Origin of the sequence: Lentisalinibacter salinarum, from assembly GCF_040706555.1 — a bacterium.
GTDB lineage: Bacteria > Pseudomonadota > Gammaproteobacteria > Steroidobacterales > Woeseiaceae > Lentisalinibacter > Lentisalinibacter salinarum.
Window position 1 is genome coordinate 460771 of record NZ_JAPDRH010000002.1, and the last position, 15587, is coordinate 476357.

At 69.0% G+C, this 15587-nt stretch carries 15 protein-coding genes; 10 read left to right on the forward strand and 5 right to left on the reverse strand.

Translation table 11 applies throughout. From position 1 onward, the window contains the following. The first annotated feature begins 6 nt into the window (after positions 1–6). The 10 genes from ACJMKZ_RS05190 (at position 7) to mgtE (ending at position 8291) form a co-directional block, all read left to right on the forward strand. Entirely contained in the window at positions 7–978 is a 972-nt protein-coding gene (locus ACJMKZ_RS05190) for a KpsF/GutQ family sugar-phosphate isomerase (protein ID WP_405233138.1), read from the forward strand. A 2-nt stretch (positions 979–980) separates the two neighbouring features. Next, positions 981–1499: a KdsC family phosphatase gene (locus tag ACJMKZ_RS05195; RefSeq protein WP_405232131.1), complete on the forward strand. Its 519-nt coding sequence runs from the start codon at positions 981–983 to the stop codon at positions 1497–1499. Beyond that, positions 1496–2056: an LPS export ABC transporter periplasmic protein LptC gene (gene lptC / locus ACJMKZ_RS05200; protein ID WP_405232132.1), complete on the forward strand. Its 561-nt coding sequence runs from the start codon at positions 1496–1498 to the stop codon at positions 2054–2056. The genes ACJMKZ_RS05195 and lptC overlap by 4 nt, the downstream gene beginning before the upstream one ends. Further along, entirely contained in the window at positions 2031–2744 is a 714-nt protein-coding gene (gene lptA, locus ACJMKZ_RS05205) for a lipopolysaccharide transport periplasmic protein LptA (RefSeq protein ID WP_405232133.1), read from the forward strand. Before lptC ends, lptA begins: the two co-directional genes overlap by 26 nt. Further along, entirely contained in the window at positions 2741–3466 is a 726-nt protein-coding gene (gene lptB, locus ACJMKZ_RS05210) for an LPS export ABC transporter ATP-binding protein (RefSeq protein ID WP_405232134.1), read from the forward strand. The genes lptA and lptB overlap by 4 nt, the downstream gene beginning before the upstream one ends. Before the next feature lie 61 nt (positions 3467–3527). Further along, on the forward strand, positions 3528–4928 hold the full coding sequence (locus ACJMKZ_RS05215) for an RNA polymerase factor sigma-54 (RefSeq protein ID WP_405233139.1): 1401 nt from the start codon (positions 3528–3530) through the stop codon (positions 4926–4928). 103 nt (positions 4929–5031) lie between these two features. Beyond that, on the forward strand, positions 5032–5352 hold the full coding sequence (gene hpf, locus ACJMKZ_RS05220) for a ribosome hibernation-promoting factor, HPF/YfiA family (protein ID WP_405232135.1): 321 nt from the start codon (positions 5032–5034) through the stop codon (positions 5350–5352). 58 nt (positions 5353–5410) lie between these two features. Beyond that, positions 5411–5905 carry a PTS sugar transporter subunit IIA gene (locus tag ACJMKZ_RS05225; RefSeq protein ID WP_405232136.1) on the forward strand — a complete coding sequence of 165 codons (495 nt, stop codon included), beginning with the start codon at positions 5411–5413 and terminating at the stop codon, positions 5903–5905. Positions 5906–5914: 9 nt separating this feature from the next. After that, positions 5915–6829, forward strand: coding sequence for an RNase adapter RapZ (gene rapZ / locus ACJMKZ_RS05230; RefSeq protein ID WP_405232137.1), 915 nt, complete (start codon positions 5915–5917; stop codon positions 6827–6829). 112 nt (positions 6830–6941) lie between these two features. Then, positions 6942–8291, forward strand: a complete 1350-nt coding sequence (mgtE, locus tag ACJMKZ_RS05235; RefSeq protein WP_405232138.1) for a magnesium transporter — start codon at positions 6942–6944, stop codon at positions 8289–8291. 17 nt (positions 8292–8308) lie between these two features. On the opposite strand, the gene ACJMKZ_RS05240 is transcribed toward mgtE, so the two are convergent. The 5 genes from ACJMKZ_RS05240 to pyk form a co-directional block, all read right to left on the reverse strand. Next, positions 8309–9502: a patatin-like phospholipase family protein gene (locus tag ACJMKZ_RS05240; RefSeq protein ID WP_405232139.1), complete on the reverse strand. Its 1194-nt coding sequence runs from the start codon at positions 9500–9502 to the stop codon at positions 8309–8311. Between the two features lie 51 nt (positions 9503–9553). Continuing rightward, complete coding sequence (locus tag ACJMKZ_RS05245; protein ID WP_405232140.1) at positions 9554–10729, reverse strand: vWA domain-containing protein; 1176 nt, start codon at positions 10727–10729, stop codon at positions 9554–9556. A gap of 3 nt (positions 10730–10732) precedes the next feature. Further along, positions 10733–11584 (reverse strand): AAA family ATPase, encoded by an 852-nt coding sequence (locus tag ACJMKZ_RS05250; protein ID WP_405232141.1) that lies wholly within the window; start codon positions 11582–11584, stop codon positions 10733–10735. A gap of 74 nt (positions 11585–11658) precedes the next feature. After that, entirely contained in the window at positions 11659–14058 is a 2400-nt protein-coding gene (locus ACJMKZ_RS05255; protein ID WP_405232142.1) for a penicillin acylase family protein, read from the reverse strand. A 12-nt stretch (positions 14059–14070) separates the two neighbouring features. Then, entirely contained in the window at positions 14071–15504 is a 1434-nt protein-coding gene (gene pyk / locus ACJMKZ_RS05260; RefSeq protein ID WP_405232143.1) for a pyruvate kinase, read from the reverse strand. Positions 15505–15587: the final 83 nt, after the last annotated feature.

Below are 15587 nucleotides of genomic sequence, written 5' to 3' on the forward strand. Positions count from 1 at the left end.
CGAAAGCTGGACGCAAGAGCCACCAGAGAACTGGCCCGCAACGTGCTCGGCATCGAGGCACGGGCGGTACAGGACCTGGCCGAACGCATCGGCGAGGAGTTCGACCGCGCCTGCAGCCTCTGCCTGGCCTGCGCCGGGCGCATCGTCGTCACCGGCATGGGCAAGTCCGGTCACATCGGCGGCAAGATCGCGGCCACCCTGGCCAGCACCGGCAGCCCGGCCTTCTTCGTCCACCCGGGCGAGGCGAGCCACGGCGACCTGGGCATGATCACCGCCACCGACCTGGTCATGGCCGTCTCCTATTCCGGCGAGACCCAGGAGATCGTCACCATCCTGCCGCTGGTCAAGCGGCTCGGCGTGCCGCTGATCACGCTGACCGGCAAGCGCGATTCCACGCTGGCGAGGGCCTCGGACGTGGTCCTCGACGTCGGCGTTCGGGAAGAGGCCTGCCCGCTCAATCTGGCGCCCACCGCGAGCACCACGGCGACGCTGGCGATGGGCGATGCGCTGGCGGTGGCGCTGCTCGAGTCGCGCGGCTTCACGGCCGAGGATTTCGCCCGCTCGCATCCCGGCGGCAGCCTGGGCCGGCGTCTGCTGCTGACGGTGGGCGACATCATGCACACCGGCGAGGACGTGCCGCGGGTGAGCCCCGGAGTCACGCTCAGCGAGGGCCTCCTGGAGATGACCCGCAAGGGCCTCGGCATGACCGCGGTGGTGGACGACTCCGGCCGGGTGGTCAGCATCTTCACCGACGGCGACCTGCGCCGCACGCTCGACACCGGCGTCGACATCCGCGCTACGACCATGGCGGAGGTCACCCATCCCGGCTGCCTGACCGTGACACCGGACACCCTCGCCGCGGAAGCGGTGCACATCATCGAGCAGAACAAGATCACGGCGCTGCTGGTCGTGGACGAGCGCGAGCATCTGATCGGGGCGCTGAACATCCACGACCTGTTCCGCGCCGGCGTCATGTAGCGGTGGCGGACCTGAGCGACAGGCTGGCCCGGCTGCGTCTGATCGTCTTCGACGTGGACGGCGTGTTCACCGACGGGCGCTTCCTCATGGACGAGGATGGCAGGGAATACAAGGCCTTCCACACCCAGGACGGCTATGGCGTGCGCCGGCTGCTCGAAGCGGGGGTGCAGGTGGCCATCATCAGCGGCCGGCGCTCCGGCGCCGTCGACCGGCGCATGGCGGAGCTGGGCGTGACCCGGGTCGTGCAGGGCTGCCGGCACAAGATTCCCGAACTCCGTGCGCTGGCGGACGAACTCGGCATCGACTTGGCCGAGGCGGCCTACGTGGGCGACGACCTGCCCGACCTGGAGGCGATGCGCACCTGCGGCCTCGCCATCGCTGTGGCCAACGCCGTCGACGACATCGTCGCCGGGGCGGATTACGTCACGACCCGCAGCGGCGGCCACGGCGCCGTCAGGGAAGTGGCCGATCTCGTCCTCGCCGCAAGACTCGCCGCCCGCAACGAAGGCGCCTCAGCGTGAACCTCCGCGGCGTCCTCGCCCTGCTGCTGCTGGCGGCGGCCGCCGTCGGCACCTGGCTGCTTAGCCTGCGGGGAACCGAAGAGGTGCCGGAGGCGGCCGATCCGAGCACGATCGTCAGCGGCTACTACATGCGGGATGCCACTGTCACCGGTACGGCCGAGGACGGCGACGTTCTGTACCGGTTGCACGCGGCGGAGGCGACCCAGGCGGCGGACGGCGGGCCGGTGCAACTCACCGACGTGACCGTGCGCTACAGCCCGGAGGCCACCGTGCCCTGGTCGCTGACCGCCGCCAGCGGGGTGCTGGAGCCGGCGTCGCGGAAGATCGTGCTGAGCGGCAACGTGCGCGCGGTCAGCGAGCCGGACGACAACGGCGAGGTCACCGAGCTCACCACTCCGCACCTGGAATTCGACCCGCGCGCGAAGACGGCGAGCACCGAGGAACGCGTCACAATCCGCATCGGCGAGCAGAGTCTGTCGGCGACCGGCATGCTAGCATTCCTGCAGGAAGACCGAGTGGAGCTGAAGTCCAATGTCAGCGGCAAATTCATGCCCTGACGCCGGGCGCATCGTGCGCCGGCGCGGGTTCAAGAAGCGGCTCGCGACCGCGCCCCTCCTGGCGGCGGCCGCCGTCCTGCTGGCGGCTCCCCTCGCCTCCCCGGGCCAGAGCCTCCGCGAGGGCATCGACAGCCGGCTGCCGATCTCGCTGGATGCCGACTCCAGCGAATTCGACCGCCGCAACAACCTGATGATCTTCCGCGGCCTGCGCATCACCCAGGGCACGATCGGCATCGAGGCGGACCTGGGTCAGACGCTGTTCGGAGGCGACAGCAGCCCGGACTTCCGGGACAGTGTGTGGCGCTTCGAGGGGGACGTGACGATCGACGTGGATACCACCAACATCCTCTGCGACAGCGCCGAACTTACGTTCAGGGATCACCGCCTGGCCAGCGCCGTGGCCGCCGGAGACCCCGCACGGTTCCGCGACGTACGGCCCGAGGAAGGCACGGTGACCACCGGCCGGGCCGGCCGTTTCGAATACGACGTGACCGCCGGCAGGGTTACCTTCACCGACGATGCGCGCATCAGCGAGGGCTCCAATACCATCGCCGGCGATCTGCTGGTCTACGACCTCAACCAGCAGGTGGTGACCGCCCGCGGCCGGGAGGGCGAGGACGGCAAGGTGAGCCTCACGATCGTGCCCGAGGAGGTGGAGCAGCGCCTGGACGACGACGAGGCGCCATGAGCATCCTGAGCGTCCAGGACGTCCACAAGAGCTACAAGTTCCGGGAAGTCGTCAAGGGTATCTCGCTGGAGATCTCCAGCGGCGAGGTCGTCGGCCTGCTGGGCCCAAACGGCGCCGGCAAGACCACGGCCTTCTACATGATCGTGGGCCTGATCCCCTGCGACAAGGGACGCATCCTGCTGGACGGTCAGGACCTCACCCACCTGCCCATGCACCGCCGCGCCCGGCTCGGTCTCGGCTATCTGCCCCAGGAGGCTTCCATCTTCCGCAAGCTCACCGTCGAGCAGAACGTGCTGGGGATCCTCGAGACCCGGGACGAGCTGGAGCGCAGCGACCGCGAGCGCATCCTGGACGAGCTGCTGGACGAGCTGCATGTCGGTCACGTACGCACGAGTCTCGGCATGAGTCTGTCCGGCGGCGAGCGCCGGCGCGTGGAGATCGCACGGGCGCTGGCGGCGGACCCGCGCTTCGTGCTGCTGGACGAGCCTTTCGCCGGCGTCGACCCGATATCGGTCATCGACATCCAGCGCATCATCCGCCACCTGAGCGACCGCGGCATCGGGGTCCTCATCACTGATCATAATGTGAGGGAGACCCTCGGAATCTGCAGCCGAGCCTATATACTCAACGAGGGGTCACTGATCGCAGAAGGCACGCCCGAGGAGATTCTGGCGAACCGCCACGTGCGACAGGTCTATCTGGGCGAGGGGTTCCGGCTCTGACCATCGGCAGACGCACACGAACTCACCGGCAGCGCGAAAGCGGCTGCCCGGCAGCAAGATGTTGAAACCGTCACTCCAGCTAAAACTCAGTCAGCAGCTGACGATGACGCCGCAGCTGCAACAGGCCATCCGTCTGTTGCAGCTGCCCGTGATGGACCTGACGGCGCAGATCCAGGAAGCGCTGGAAGAGAACGTGATGCTGGAGGCGGAGGAGCTGCCGGAGCCGCCGCGCGTGAACGGCGAGTCCGCCACCGAAGAGGCACCGGGCGACGTGCGGGCGGTCACCGCGGAGGACAGCTGGCGCGACCTGCCCGCGAGGAGCCAGGACTCCGGCTGGAGCGGCGATCGCGGCATGTCCGAGTTCGCCGACGAGAGCCAGGAATCGCTGCACGAGCACCTGCACTGGCAGCTCGAGCTGGAGAAGTTCACGCCCCGGGAGATGCTGATCGGCGAGGCGATCATCGACGCCATCAACGACGACGGCTATCTCACCGTCTCCCTGGACGAGATCCGCGACATCGCCGGACCCGAGCTGAACGTCAGCGAGGAGGACGCCGAGCGTACGCTCCGGAAGATTCAGCGCTTCGACCCGGCCGGCATCGCGGCGCGCTCGCTTTCCGAGTGCATCGACCTGCAGCTGCGCCAGCTCGCCGGGGACACGCCCGGTCTCGGGCTGGCCCGCGAGCTCGCGGCCGAGCACCTGGAGCTGGTCGCCGAGAACGACCCGGCACACCTGCAGCGCGAACTGCAGGTGTCGGGCGACGAACTCACCGACGCGCTGGCACTCATCCGCGGCTGTCATCCACGACCCGGGCAGGCCATCGCACCCGCCCGCACCGAGTACGTCATCCCGGACGTCTTCGTGCGCAAGATCGACGGCGAGTGGCTGGTCGAGATCGCCTCCTCCGGCATACCCCGGCTGACCGTCAACCAGCGATACGCCGAGATGCTGCGCGGCGACGGCGGGCATACGGCGCTGAAGGCGCAGCTGCAGGAGGCCCGCTGGCTGGTCCGCAGCCTGGAGATCCGCAACGAGACGCTGATGAAGGTGGCCACCTGCATCGTCGAGCGCCAGACCGACTTCTTCGAGCACGGCGAAGAGGCCATGAAACCTATGGTGCTGCGGGACGTGGCGGAGGCCGTGGAGATGCACGAGTCGACGATCTCCCGGGTCACCAACAACAAGTACATGCACACGCCGCGCGGCGTGCTCGAGTTCCGCTATTTCTTCTCCAGTCACGTCGGCAGCGTCGACGGCGAGGACCAGTCCTCCGTGGCGGTGCGCGCGAAGATCCGCAAGCTGATCGGCGCGGAGGACCGCCGCAAACCGCTCAGCGACAGCAAGATCGCGGCGATGCTGAAGGAGGACGGCGTGGTTGTGGCGCGGCGGACCGTTGCGAAGTATCGTGAAGCCATGGACATCCCGTCTTCCAGCCAGCGCCGCGAGCGCAGCTCCGCATGAGGGCTGCGGGGGTCCGGCGCGGCCTCGTTCCGGACGATTCCGGCCGCAGGGCGCGGCGGACCGACGCCCGCCTCCCCGGCCCCACCCAGCAGAGGAGAGAGCCATGCAGCTAGATGTCACCGGTCACCACGTGGACGTGACGCCCGCCCTGAAGGATTACGTACAGACGAAGCTAGGGCGCATCGAGCGACACTTCGACCACGTGACCGACGTGCACTGTATCCTCACCGTCGAGAAACTGCGGCACAAGGCCGAAGCCACCGTGCAGGTCAGCGGCGGCCGGCTGTATGCCGACGCGACGGAAGAAGACATGTACGCCGCCATCGACGGACTCATCGACAAGCTGGACCGGCAGGTCAAGAAGCACAAGGAAAAGCTCTGCGACCACCACGCCCGCGAGGCGGACAAGCGCGCATTCAGTTGACAGTCACCGGGCGGCCCGCCGCAGCGCGCGGCGGGCCGCCTCTTTCACGGTCTTTCCCATGACACTGCACGAACTCGTCAGACCCGATTCCGTACTCTGCAACGTCGAGGCGCGGAGCAAGAAGCACGCCCTAGAGATCCTGAGCGAGCTGCTCGCCCACGGCTCCGACGATCTGCGCCAGCCGGATATCTTCGCCGCGGTCGCAGAGCGCGAACGGCTCGGCTGCACGGCGCTCGGCCGCGCGGTGGCGGCGCCCCACGCCCGCATCGCGGACGCCCCCTTCCCCATCGGCGCGCTGCTGAAGCTCTCCACGCCGGTGGACTTCGACACCCCGGACGACGAGCCCGTGGACCTGATCTTCGGCATGATCGTCCCCGAGGACGTGGACGACCAGGCCATCGAGGACTTCCGCGGCCTGACGGAGATGCTCTCGCAACGGGGCACCCAGGCACGGCTCAGGAAAGCCCGCAGCAGCCGCGAACTCTACGAGGCGCTGATGGCCGAAGACCGGCCCCGCGCCGAGGGCGGGCTGGCGGCCGGCGGCGGGGCCTGAGGAGAGCGCGTGGCGCCGGGCACGGAAGAACGCCGCTCCACGCGCCTGATCATCGTCAGCGGCCTGTCGGGCTCGGGCAAGAGCGTCGCGCTGAACGTCCTCGAGGACCTCGGCTTCTATTGCATCGACAACCTGCCGGCGGGGCTGCTGCCCGCGTTGCTGCCCGAGATCACCCGGGAAGGCGGCGCCGTCGCCACCCAGCGCATCGCCGTCGGTATCGATGCCCGCAACCCCGCCACCGACCTGGAGGCGCTGCCCGGCCTCGTCCAGCGCATGAAGCACGACGGCATCGAATGCGACGTCATCTTCCTGCAGGCCGAGGACGACATCCTGCTGAAGCGCTACAGCGAAACCCGGCGCCGCCATCCGCTGGGTGACAGCGGCCTCGCACTGCGCGACGCCATCGACCGGGAGCGCGAGCTGCTGGGCCCGGTGATCAACACCGCCGATCTGGTCATCGATACCACTCGCACCAGCGTCTACGAACTGCGCGATGCGCTGCGCGAGCGCGTGGCGGCGCGGCTGCCCCGTTCGCTGTCCATCCTGATCGAGTCCTTCGGTTACAAGCACGGCATCCCCACGGACGCCGATTTCGTCTTCGACCTGCGCTGTCTGCCGAACCCGTACTGGGAGGCGAACCTGCGGCCGCTGACCGGAACGGACGCCGCCGTCATCCGCTTCCTGGACGAACAGCCCCTGGTGCAGTCCATGTACCGGGACATCATCGGCTTCCTGCGCCGCTGGATTCCGGAATACCTGAGCTTCCACCGCAGTTATCTCACGGTGGCGGTGGGCTGCACCGGCGGCCAGCACCGCTCCGTGTACATGGCCGAGAAGCTCGCCCGGGCGCTGGCGGAAGAGCACATGCCCATTCACACCCGCCACAACGAACTGCCTGGCAAGAAGGCGCCCGACGCCGGCTGAGGCCCCGCCACCCTTAGCTTTGTCACGGGCCGCGGGCTAAACTGCCCGCTGATTCGGGCGGCCGCGGGGGCCGCCGGACACCCTGCGCCCAACGGGCGTATGCGCCGGCAGCATGGATAACCAGGAACAGAAGCAGACACCGCTGGAGACGCTGCGCGAAGCCCTGGAGGGCGGCGCCATGCGTCCCGTGCGGCGCATGATCGGCAGCCTGCATCCCTCCGAGGTGGCGCGGCTGCTGGAGTCCCTGCCGCCGGCCGAGCGCGCGGTCGTCTGGGAGCTCGTGGACCCGGACGACGAGGGCGACATCCTGGTCGAGGTGGCCGACGAGGTCCGCAGCGGCCTCATCGAGCGCATGGACGCCCAGGAGCTCATCGCCGCCACCGAGGGCATGGAGCTAGACGACCTGGCCGACCTGGTGGCCGGTCTGCCGGAGACGGTCACCCGCCAGGTACTGCGCTCGCTCGACAAGCAGGACCGCGACCGCCTGCGAGAGGTGCTGTCCTATCCGGAGGACAGTGCCGGCGGCCTCATGAACAAGGACACCATCACCGTGCGTCCGGACGTGACGCTGGAGGTGGTGGTGCGCTACCTGCGGGTGCACGGCGGCATGCCGGACCAGACCGAGTCCATATTCGTGGTCAACCGGGATGACATCTTCCTCGGCACCCTGACTCTTTCACGGCTGCTCACCAACGACCCGGACCTGACCGTGGCCGAGGTGATGGACACCGAGACCAGACCCATACCCGCCGAGACCAGCGATCAGGAGGTGGTGCGCTTCTTCGAGAACCGGGATCTCCTCTCGGCGGCGGTGGTGGACATGGACAACCGCCTGCTCGGGCGCATCACGGTGGACGACGTCCTCGACGTCATCCGCGAGGAAGCCGAGCACTCGCTCATGAGCCGCGCCGGCCTGGACGAGGAGGACGACATGTTCGCGCCGGTGGTGACCAGCGCCAGGCGGCGGGCCGTGTGGCTGGGCATCAACCTCGCGACCGCCTTCCTGGCCGCCTCGGTGGTGGATCTGTTCCAGGACACCGTGGACGCCATCGTCCTGCTGGCCGTGCTGATGCCGGTGGTGCCCAGCATGGGCGGCGTCGCCGGCACCCAATCGCTGACCATCATCACCCGGGCGATGGCGCTGGGCCAGATCGACAAGTCGAACGCGCGCCAGATCCTGGCCAAGGAAGTTTCCGTCGGCATCCTGAACGGCATCGGCTGGGCGCTGGTGGTGGCGGTCGTCACGGTGGCCTGGTTCGGCACCTGGATGGTGGCCGCGGTGATCGCCGCGGCGCTGACCCTGAACATGATCGTGGCGGCTGCGGCCGGCTTCGTCGTCCCGCTGACGCTGAAGCGTCTCGGCGTGGATCCGGCCATAGCCGGCGGCGTGGTGCTGACCACGGTGACCGACGTGGTCGGCCTCATGGTGTTCCTCGGCCTGGGGACGCTGCTGCTGCTCTGAGGCCCTGCCGGGCGCGCTCAGACAGCCAGGTCCCGGCGCATCCAGGAGGGAGCGAACAGTCGCGGCACATCCGCGCCGCGCACGAAGGCCTCGAGTTCGTCGCGGACCGTCATGGCATCCCGGTACCCCAGGTCGATCAGCGCGCGGGTGAACTCCGACTCGAACAGCAGGTAGCTCAGGAGCCGCCGCTCGCCCTTGTCGGGACCGCCGAGCCCGCGCATCAGCGCCCTGAGCGGCAACGGCGCCGCCTTGCGGCAACTGGCCGCGATCTCCCGGATGTCCTCGCTGGGAATCACGATCATGGTGTCGATCGGGCGCATCTTCGCCGCGGGGCCGGTGCGCTCGTCCTCCGGTATCGAATCGATCAGATCGTTGATGCGGGACAGTCGCTCCAGGTCCGAGTACAGGCCGTCCAGGAACAGCGTGTCCAGCATGTAGCCGGCGATGTGTCCGAAGCTCGGGTAGATCGGCGGCGTATGGGGATCGCCGGCCGGTTCCGGCGTCTCGTCGCGGATGCCGATCACCAGGATGCGGTCGGCACCGAGATGGACCGCCGGCGACAGCGGTGTGGAATGGCGCATCGCGCCGTCGCCATAGTACTCGCCGCGGATGCACGTCGGCGGGAAGACCAGCGGCACGGCAATGCTGGCCATCAGGTGATCCAGATTGATGGCACAGCGCACGCCGATGCGCCGGGTGCGCTGCCAGGCGCGCGTCCCCGGGGACGCCTGGAAGAATGTCACCGAGCGCGAAGACTGGTAACCGGCGGCCGTGATGGCCAGGGCCTGGACGTGCCCGCGGTCGATGGCGGTCTGTATGCGCGGGAAGCGGATGTTTCGCGAGAGCAGCGAGCGCAGCGGATCGTTGTCGAGCAGCGAGCGAGGATTGTGTTCGCCGAGGCCGCCGAACACGATCGCTGCCAGCCAGTGCAGGCTCGACTTCAGCATGGTCAGCGCATCGGTGCGGAAGACCTGCTCGGAGCGGAAGCCTGCCCAGACGGCCTCCATCTCGTTTACTGCCCAGCGAAACCGGCGCGCGCGGCTCGCGAGCACCGCCGAATTGATGGCGCCGGCGGAGGTGCCGCTCAGTATGGGGAAAGGATTCGGGGCGTCACCGGGCAGGATCTCGGCGATGGCCTTCAGCACGCCCACCTGGAACGCGCCGCGCGCACCGCCGCCGGGAAGTACCAGACCGATTTTGCTGCCGCTCACCTTTCACCTCGCCCGGCCTGCAGCCGGTGTCGTTCAGTGCGTCCGGTGCGCTCAGTGCAGACGCTTGATGCCCTGGTCGAGCCCGGCGACGGTCAGCGGATACATGCGGTCGTCCATCAGCTCGCGGGTCAGCTTCACCGACGGCGTGTAGTCCCACCGGGGCCGGGGTTCCGGGTTCAGCCAGATCGCCTTCGGGAAGGCCTTCAGCAGGCGCTCGATCCACACCGCACCCGGCTCCTCGTTCCAGTGCTCGACGCTGCCGCCGGCGTAGACGATCTCGTACGGGCTCATGGTGGCGTCGCCGACGAACACCAGTTTGTAGTCGTGGCCGTACTTGTGGATGATCTCCATCGTCGGGATGCGCTCCGCGTGCCGGCGCCGGTTGTCCTTCCACAGGCTCTCGTAGACGAAGTTGTGGAAGTAGAAGTACTCCAGGTGCTTGAACTCGCTGCGGGCGGCCGAGAACATCTCCTCGCAGACGCGCACGTGATCGTCCATGGAGCCGCCCACGTCGAGGCACAGCAGCACCTTCACGGCGTTGTGCCGCTCCGGCACCATGCGGATGTCCAGCAGCCCGGCGTTGCGGGCGGTCTTGTCGATGGTGTCGTCGAGGTCGAGCTGGTCGGCCGCGCCTTCACGGGCGAACTTGCGGAGCTTCCTCAGGGCCAGCTTGATGTTGCGCGTGCCGAGCTCCACGGAGTCGTCCAGATTCTGGTACTCGCGGCGGTCCCAGACCTTCGTCGCCTTGCGGTTGCCGCCGCCCTTCTGACCGATGCGCACGCCCTCCGGGTTGTAGCCGTACGCGCCGAATGGCGAGGTGCCGGCGGTGCCGATCCACTTGTTGCCACCCTCGTGGCGTTCGGTCTGCTCCCGCAGACGCTCCTCCAGCGCGCGCATCAGCTCCTCAAAACCGCCCATGGACTCGATCTTCGCCTTGTCCTCCTCCGAGAGCTGGAGCTCCGCCATGCGCTCCAGCCAGTCGTCGGGCACGTCGGCGATCAGGTCGGAGAAGGCGTCCTCGATGCCCTTGAAGTGGGCGCCGAAGATGCGGTCGAAGCGGTCGAACTGGGTCTCGTCCTTCACGAGACAGGCGCGGGAGAGGTAGTAGAAATTATCGACGCTGCGCTCGGCCAGCCCGTTCTTCAGCGCATCGAGCAGGGTCAGCAGCTCGGTGATGGAGGTCTTCAGCCCCCCTTCGCGCAGCATGAAGAAAAACTGGATCAGCACGGCTCAGCGCGCCCTCCTCGACATGAACACCAGCTGCTCGAACAGGTGTACGTCCTGCTCGTTCTTCAGCAGCGCACCGTGCAGCGGCGGTATCGCCTTGCGATTGTCGTCGCTCCTGAGCGCCTCGGGCGGAATGTCCTCGGCCAGCAGCAGCTTGATCCAGTCGAGCAGCTCGGAGGTGGAGGGCTTCTTCTTCAGACCCGGCACGTCGCGCACCTGGTAGAAACTCTCCAGCGCCTCGCGCAGCAGTTCCTTCTTCAGCCCCGGGAAATGGACGTCGACGATCTCGGTCATCGTCTCCTTGTCCGGGAACTTGATGTAGTGAAAGAAGCAGCGGCGCAGGAACGCATCCGGCAGCTCCTTCTCGTTGTTCGAGGTGATGATCATGATCGGGCGGTGCCGGGCCTGCACGAGTTCCTTGGTCTCGTAGACGAAGAATTCCATGCGGTCGAGTTCCTGCAGCAGATCGTTCGGGAACTCGATGTCGGCCTTGTCGATCTCGTCGATCAGCAGCACCGGCTGCTCGTCGCAGGTGAACGCCTCCCACAGCTTCCCGCGCACGATGTAGTTCGCGATGTCGTGCACCTTGGGATCGCCCAGCTGGGAGTCGCGCAGGCGCGCCACTGCGTCGTACTCGTAGAGCCCCTGCTGGGCCTTCGTCGTCGACTTGATGTGCCATTCGAGCAGCGGCTTGCCCAGCGCCCGGGCCACCTCCTGCGCCAGCATCGTCTTGCCCGTGCCCGGCTCGCCCTTGACGAGGATGGGCCGCTGCAGGGTCACCCCCGCATTCACCGCCATCATCAGGTCTTCGGTCGCGACGTAGCGGTCGGTACCCGTAAATCTGCTTTCCGTCATGTCCAGTCCTGTACCCGTGCGTTGCGCACTGAGCCATCCAGTATCCGGGTACAGCCCCGCGCTGACAACCCGGCTCAGCCGCCCGCCGGCGGCACCAGTTCGAGGCGATGCGCCGCCGCGCCCGGCAGGAACGGCGTCGGGCGGCCGTCGGCCCAGTCCCCGTGCCCGGCGTCGTACCAGGGCGAGAGCGGATGGCCGCTCTGGCCGGTCGGCATGTGGAAATAGCCCTGCTCCTCCGCCCCCGGGGAGACTGCGAATCGCTCGGAGGCGCCGAAACGCGCCGACTGGGCCCGGGGCAGATTGGCGTCGCCCGGCAGCGGCTCGTACGGCATGTCCAGCCAGCGCGCCAGGGCCGGCACGGCGCGGGACAGGGGGTGCTGGATGCGCACCGTGTTGCGCTCGCCCCAGGTGCGCTCTGCCAGCGGCGAGTCGTAGTTCTCCCCGTACCAGTCGAGCGAGGCGTCGACGGCGTCCAGCAGCAGCCCGCGCCAGGTGCCGTAGTCCGGGTTCAGGAGGTGAGGAGGCCGCTCGGTGACCAGGCGCCAGGCCGTGCCCTCGAACTGCCGGCTGGGCGCCAGGCGGCGGTCCTCCGGCAGCGCCGGAGTCAGCTCCGCGGTGAGGCCCGCCATGATCCGCTCCAGTACCCGGCTGCGGAAGCTGCGCACGAGCCGGTAGCCCACAGAGTCCACGCTGGCCCGGGGAATCCAGTCCTCCGCCAGCGCCCGGTAGCGGCCGCGGGCCGGCTTCGCCTCGACCGCCTGCCGGTCGAGGAGGTCGAGCAGCAGGCGGCGCCAGCGGGCGAGGAAGACGGCCCGGTCGTCGAGCTGGATGGCCAGCATGTCGCCGGGCCGCGCTTCGTCGATCAGCGCGAGCGCATCGCGGATCTGCCCCGCCCGGGCGCCCAGGTCGTAGTCCCCGGGGCCGATCAGACGGAAGGCCTCGCCGTCGATCACACGGGCGTTGGCGGTCCAGATGCGCCCGGAAGACGGATCGACGATGCGCGGATACGCCTCCGGCGCCAGCCAGCCGTCCCAGCCCGTGTCCGGCCGGCTCCAGTCCGCCGGCCGGCGCGAATCGAAACCGCCGGCGCGCCGCGGGATGCGGCCCGCGATGGTCCAGGCGATGCGGCCGTCCGCGTCGGCCACCGTGAAGTTCTGCGGCGGTATGCCGGCGGCGGCCGCCAGCGGCAGCGCCTCGGTGACGCTGCGCGCTCCCTCCAGGCGCATGAGGCCCAGGTTCACCGACCCGGGGCGGTGCGCGGTCCAGGCGACGGCGAATTCGCCGTCCTCCGGCGTGATGCCCGGTATCACCGGCCCCCAGACCGTCTCGCGCACCACGAATTCCACGGGCGCGGCGCCAGCGACCTCGATGGTCTCGGTGACCCTGCGGTACTCGCGCTCGCCGTCCGGGGTCCTGTAAGTGCCGGGTCGGGAGCCCGGGCGCAGCGCCACCAGGTCCGTCCAGTCGCCGTAGCTGTTGGTGAAGCCCCAGGCGATGCGGCCGTTGGAGCCCGCGACGAGGGCCGGCGTACCCGGCAGGGTGACGCCGCACAGGCGCACGCGGTCCGCCTCGTGCACGAGACAGGCGCGGTAGAAGGTATTCGGCACCGCCAGACCCAGGTGCATGTCGTTGGCGACCAGGCCGCGGCCGTCCGCGGTCAGCGCGCCGGCGACCGCCCAGTTGTTGCTGCCCGGGATCACGGACGGCTCCGGCTCCGCCGCGGGGGCCGGCGCGACCCGGCCGGTGACGGTGCGCAGGTCGTAGCGCGTCTCGGCCGGCAGCGGCGGTGCCGGCGCGGGCCCGCCCGCCAGCGGCGCGTCCCATTCCGTGCCGAGCGGATAGAGCAGGTCGTACAGCGCGCGGGGCACGCGGCGATGGACGAAACCCCGCTCCATGTCGCGCCGGCCGGTCTCGTCGTTCAGCTGCAGGAACATGGCGTAGAGGACAAGCACCGTGTCCTCCGGCCGCCAGGGCACCGGCTCCTGGCCGAGCAGGAGATACTCGAACGGCCGCGCGCCGAGGCTCGCGAGCCCCGCGTTCACACCCGCCGTGTAGGCGCGGATGATCGCCTGCTCCGTGGCACTCGACGCGGCCACCACGGCCTCGGCCCGGCTGCGGTATCGGTGCAGGCGCAGGCCGCGGTCCATCTCCACCGCGGCCTCGCCGAACAGGGCGGCCAGCTCGCCGGCCGCACCGCGGCGTGAGAGATCCATCTGGAAGTAGCGGTCCTGGCCGTGCACGAAACCGGTCGCGAACGCGAGATCGGTGCGGTTGCCGGCGCTCAGCGTCGGCACGCCGCCGGCATCCCGCTCGATGGCGACGGGCGCCGCCAGGCCCGCCTGCTCCATACGGCCTTCGATGGGAGGCAGACTCGCCCGCAGGAGCAGCCAGGCGGCGGCGAACGCGCCGAGAGCGGTCAGCCCCAGCGCCGCCGCGCCGCGCACGAGCCAGCGTCGTCCCCGCCCCGCTGTCACAGTCTCCGCCGTTCAGTCACCGCGCACGACGCGCAGGATCTTCATCGCGTTGGTGCCGCCCTGCACGCCGGTCATGTCGCCCTTGGTGAAGATCACGAGGTCGCCCTCCTCCACCAGGCCGCGGCCGAGCATCAGGTCGAAGACCTCACGATAGACGCTCTGCGCATCCGTGTGGGTGATATCGAAAGACACCGGATAGACGCCCCGGTAGAGCACCACCCGGCGCCGCGTGCGCTCGTGGCGCGTGAAGGCGTAGATGGGGATGTCCGATCGCACGCGCGACATCCAGCGGGCCGTGGATCCGGACTCGGTCAGCGCGATGATCGCCTTCACCGCGAGGTGGTTCGCCGTATACATCACGGCCATCGCGATGGCCTCGTCGACGTAGCGGAAGGTCTCGTCGATGCGCTCCCGGCGCCGGGAGCCGGCGGTGCCATACTTCTCCGCCCCCACGCAAACCTCGGCCATGGCGCGGACGGCCTCCACCGGATACTGGCCGACAGCGCTCTCGGCGGAGAGCATGACCGCGTCGGTGCCGTCGATCACGGCGTTCGCTACGTCCGAGACCTCCGCCCGGGTGGGCATGGCGCTCGAGATCATCGACTCCATCATCTGGGTGGCGGTGATGGCGATCCGGTTGCGCTGGCGGGTCCTGGCGATGATGCGTTTCTGCAGGCCGGTGAGTTCGGCGAATCCCATCTCCACGCCGAGATCCCCGCGGGCCACCATGACGACATCGGACGCCTCGATGATGGAATCGATCTCCGCGACCGCCTCGGCACGCTCGATCTTCGCCACCATCAGGCCCTCGCCGCCGGCCTCGCGAAACAGCCGGCGGGCTTCCTCGATATCGGCGGCGGTGCGCACGAAGGAGACGGCCAGGTAGTCGAAGTCCAACTCTGCCGCCAGGCGGATGTCCTCCCGGTCCTTGTCCGTGAGCGCCGGGGCCGAGAGTCCGCCGCCGCGCAGATTGATGCCCTTGTGGTCGGACAGCACGCCGCCGATGACCACCCGCGTGTGCACCCGGTTGCCCTCGATGCCGGTGACCTCCAGCTCGATCTGGCCGTCGCTCAGCAACAGCATGTCGCCGGGTTCGACGTCGGCGGCGAGGCCCTCGTAGGCGATGCCCACGCCGGCATCGGTGCCCGCGTCGGCGTCCAGATCCGGATCGAGGAAAAAGCTCGCGCCGCGCGCCAGCTGCTCGCTGCCGTTCTGGAACCGGCGAATGCGGATCTTCGGCCCCTGCAGGTCGCCGAGCAGGGCGACGTAGCGCCCCTCCGCCGCGGCCACGCGCCGCAGGCTGTCCGCACGCTCACGCATCTCGTCCGCGCTGCCATGGGAGAAATTCAACCGGGCCACGTCGAGGCCGGCGCGGATGATCTCCGCCATGACTTCCGGCTTTGCGGTGGCCGGCCCGAGGGTCGCCACGATCTTCGTTCTTCTCAAGTGTCTGCCCTCCTGTCAGAAGCGCGGGATTATCGCACAGCGCCTCCGGCGCATTGCGGGCACACGACCGGGCGGTCCGATAC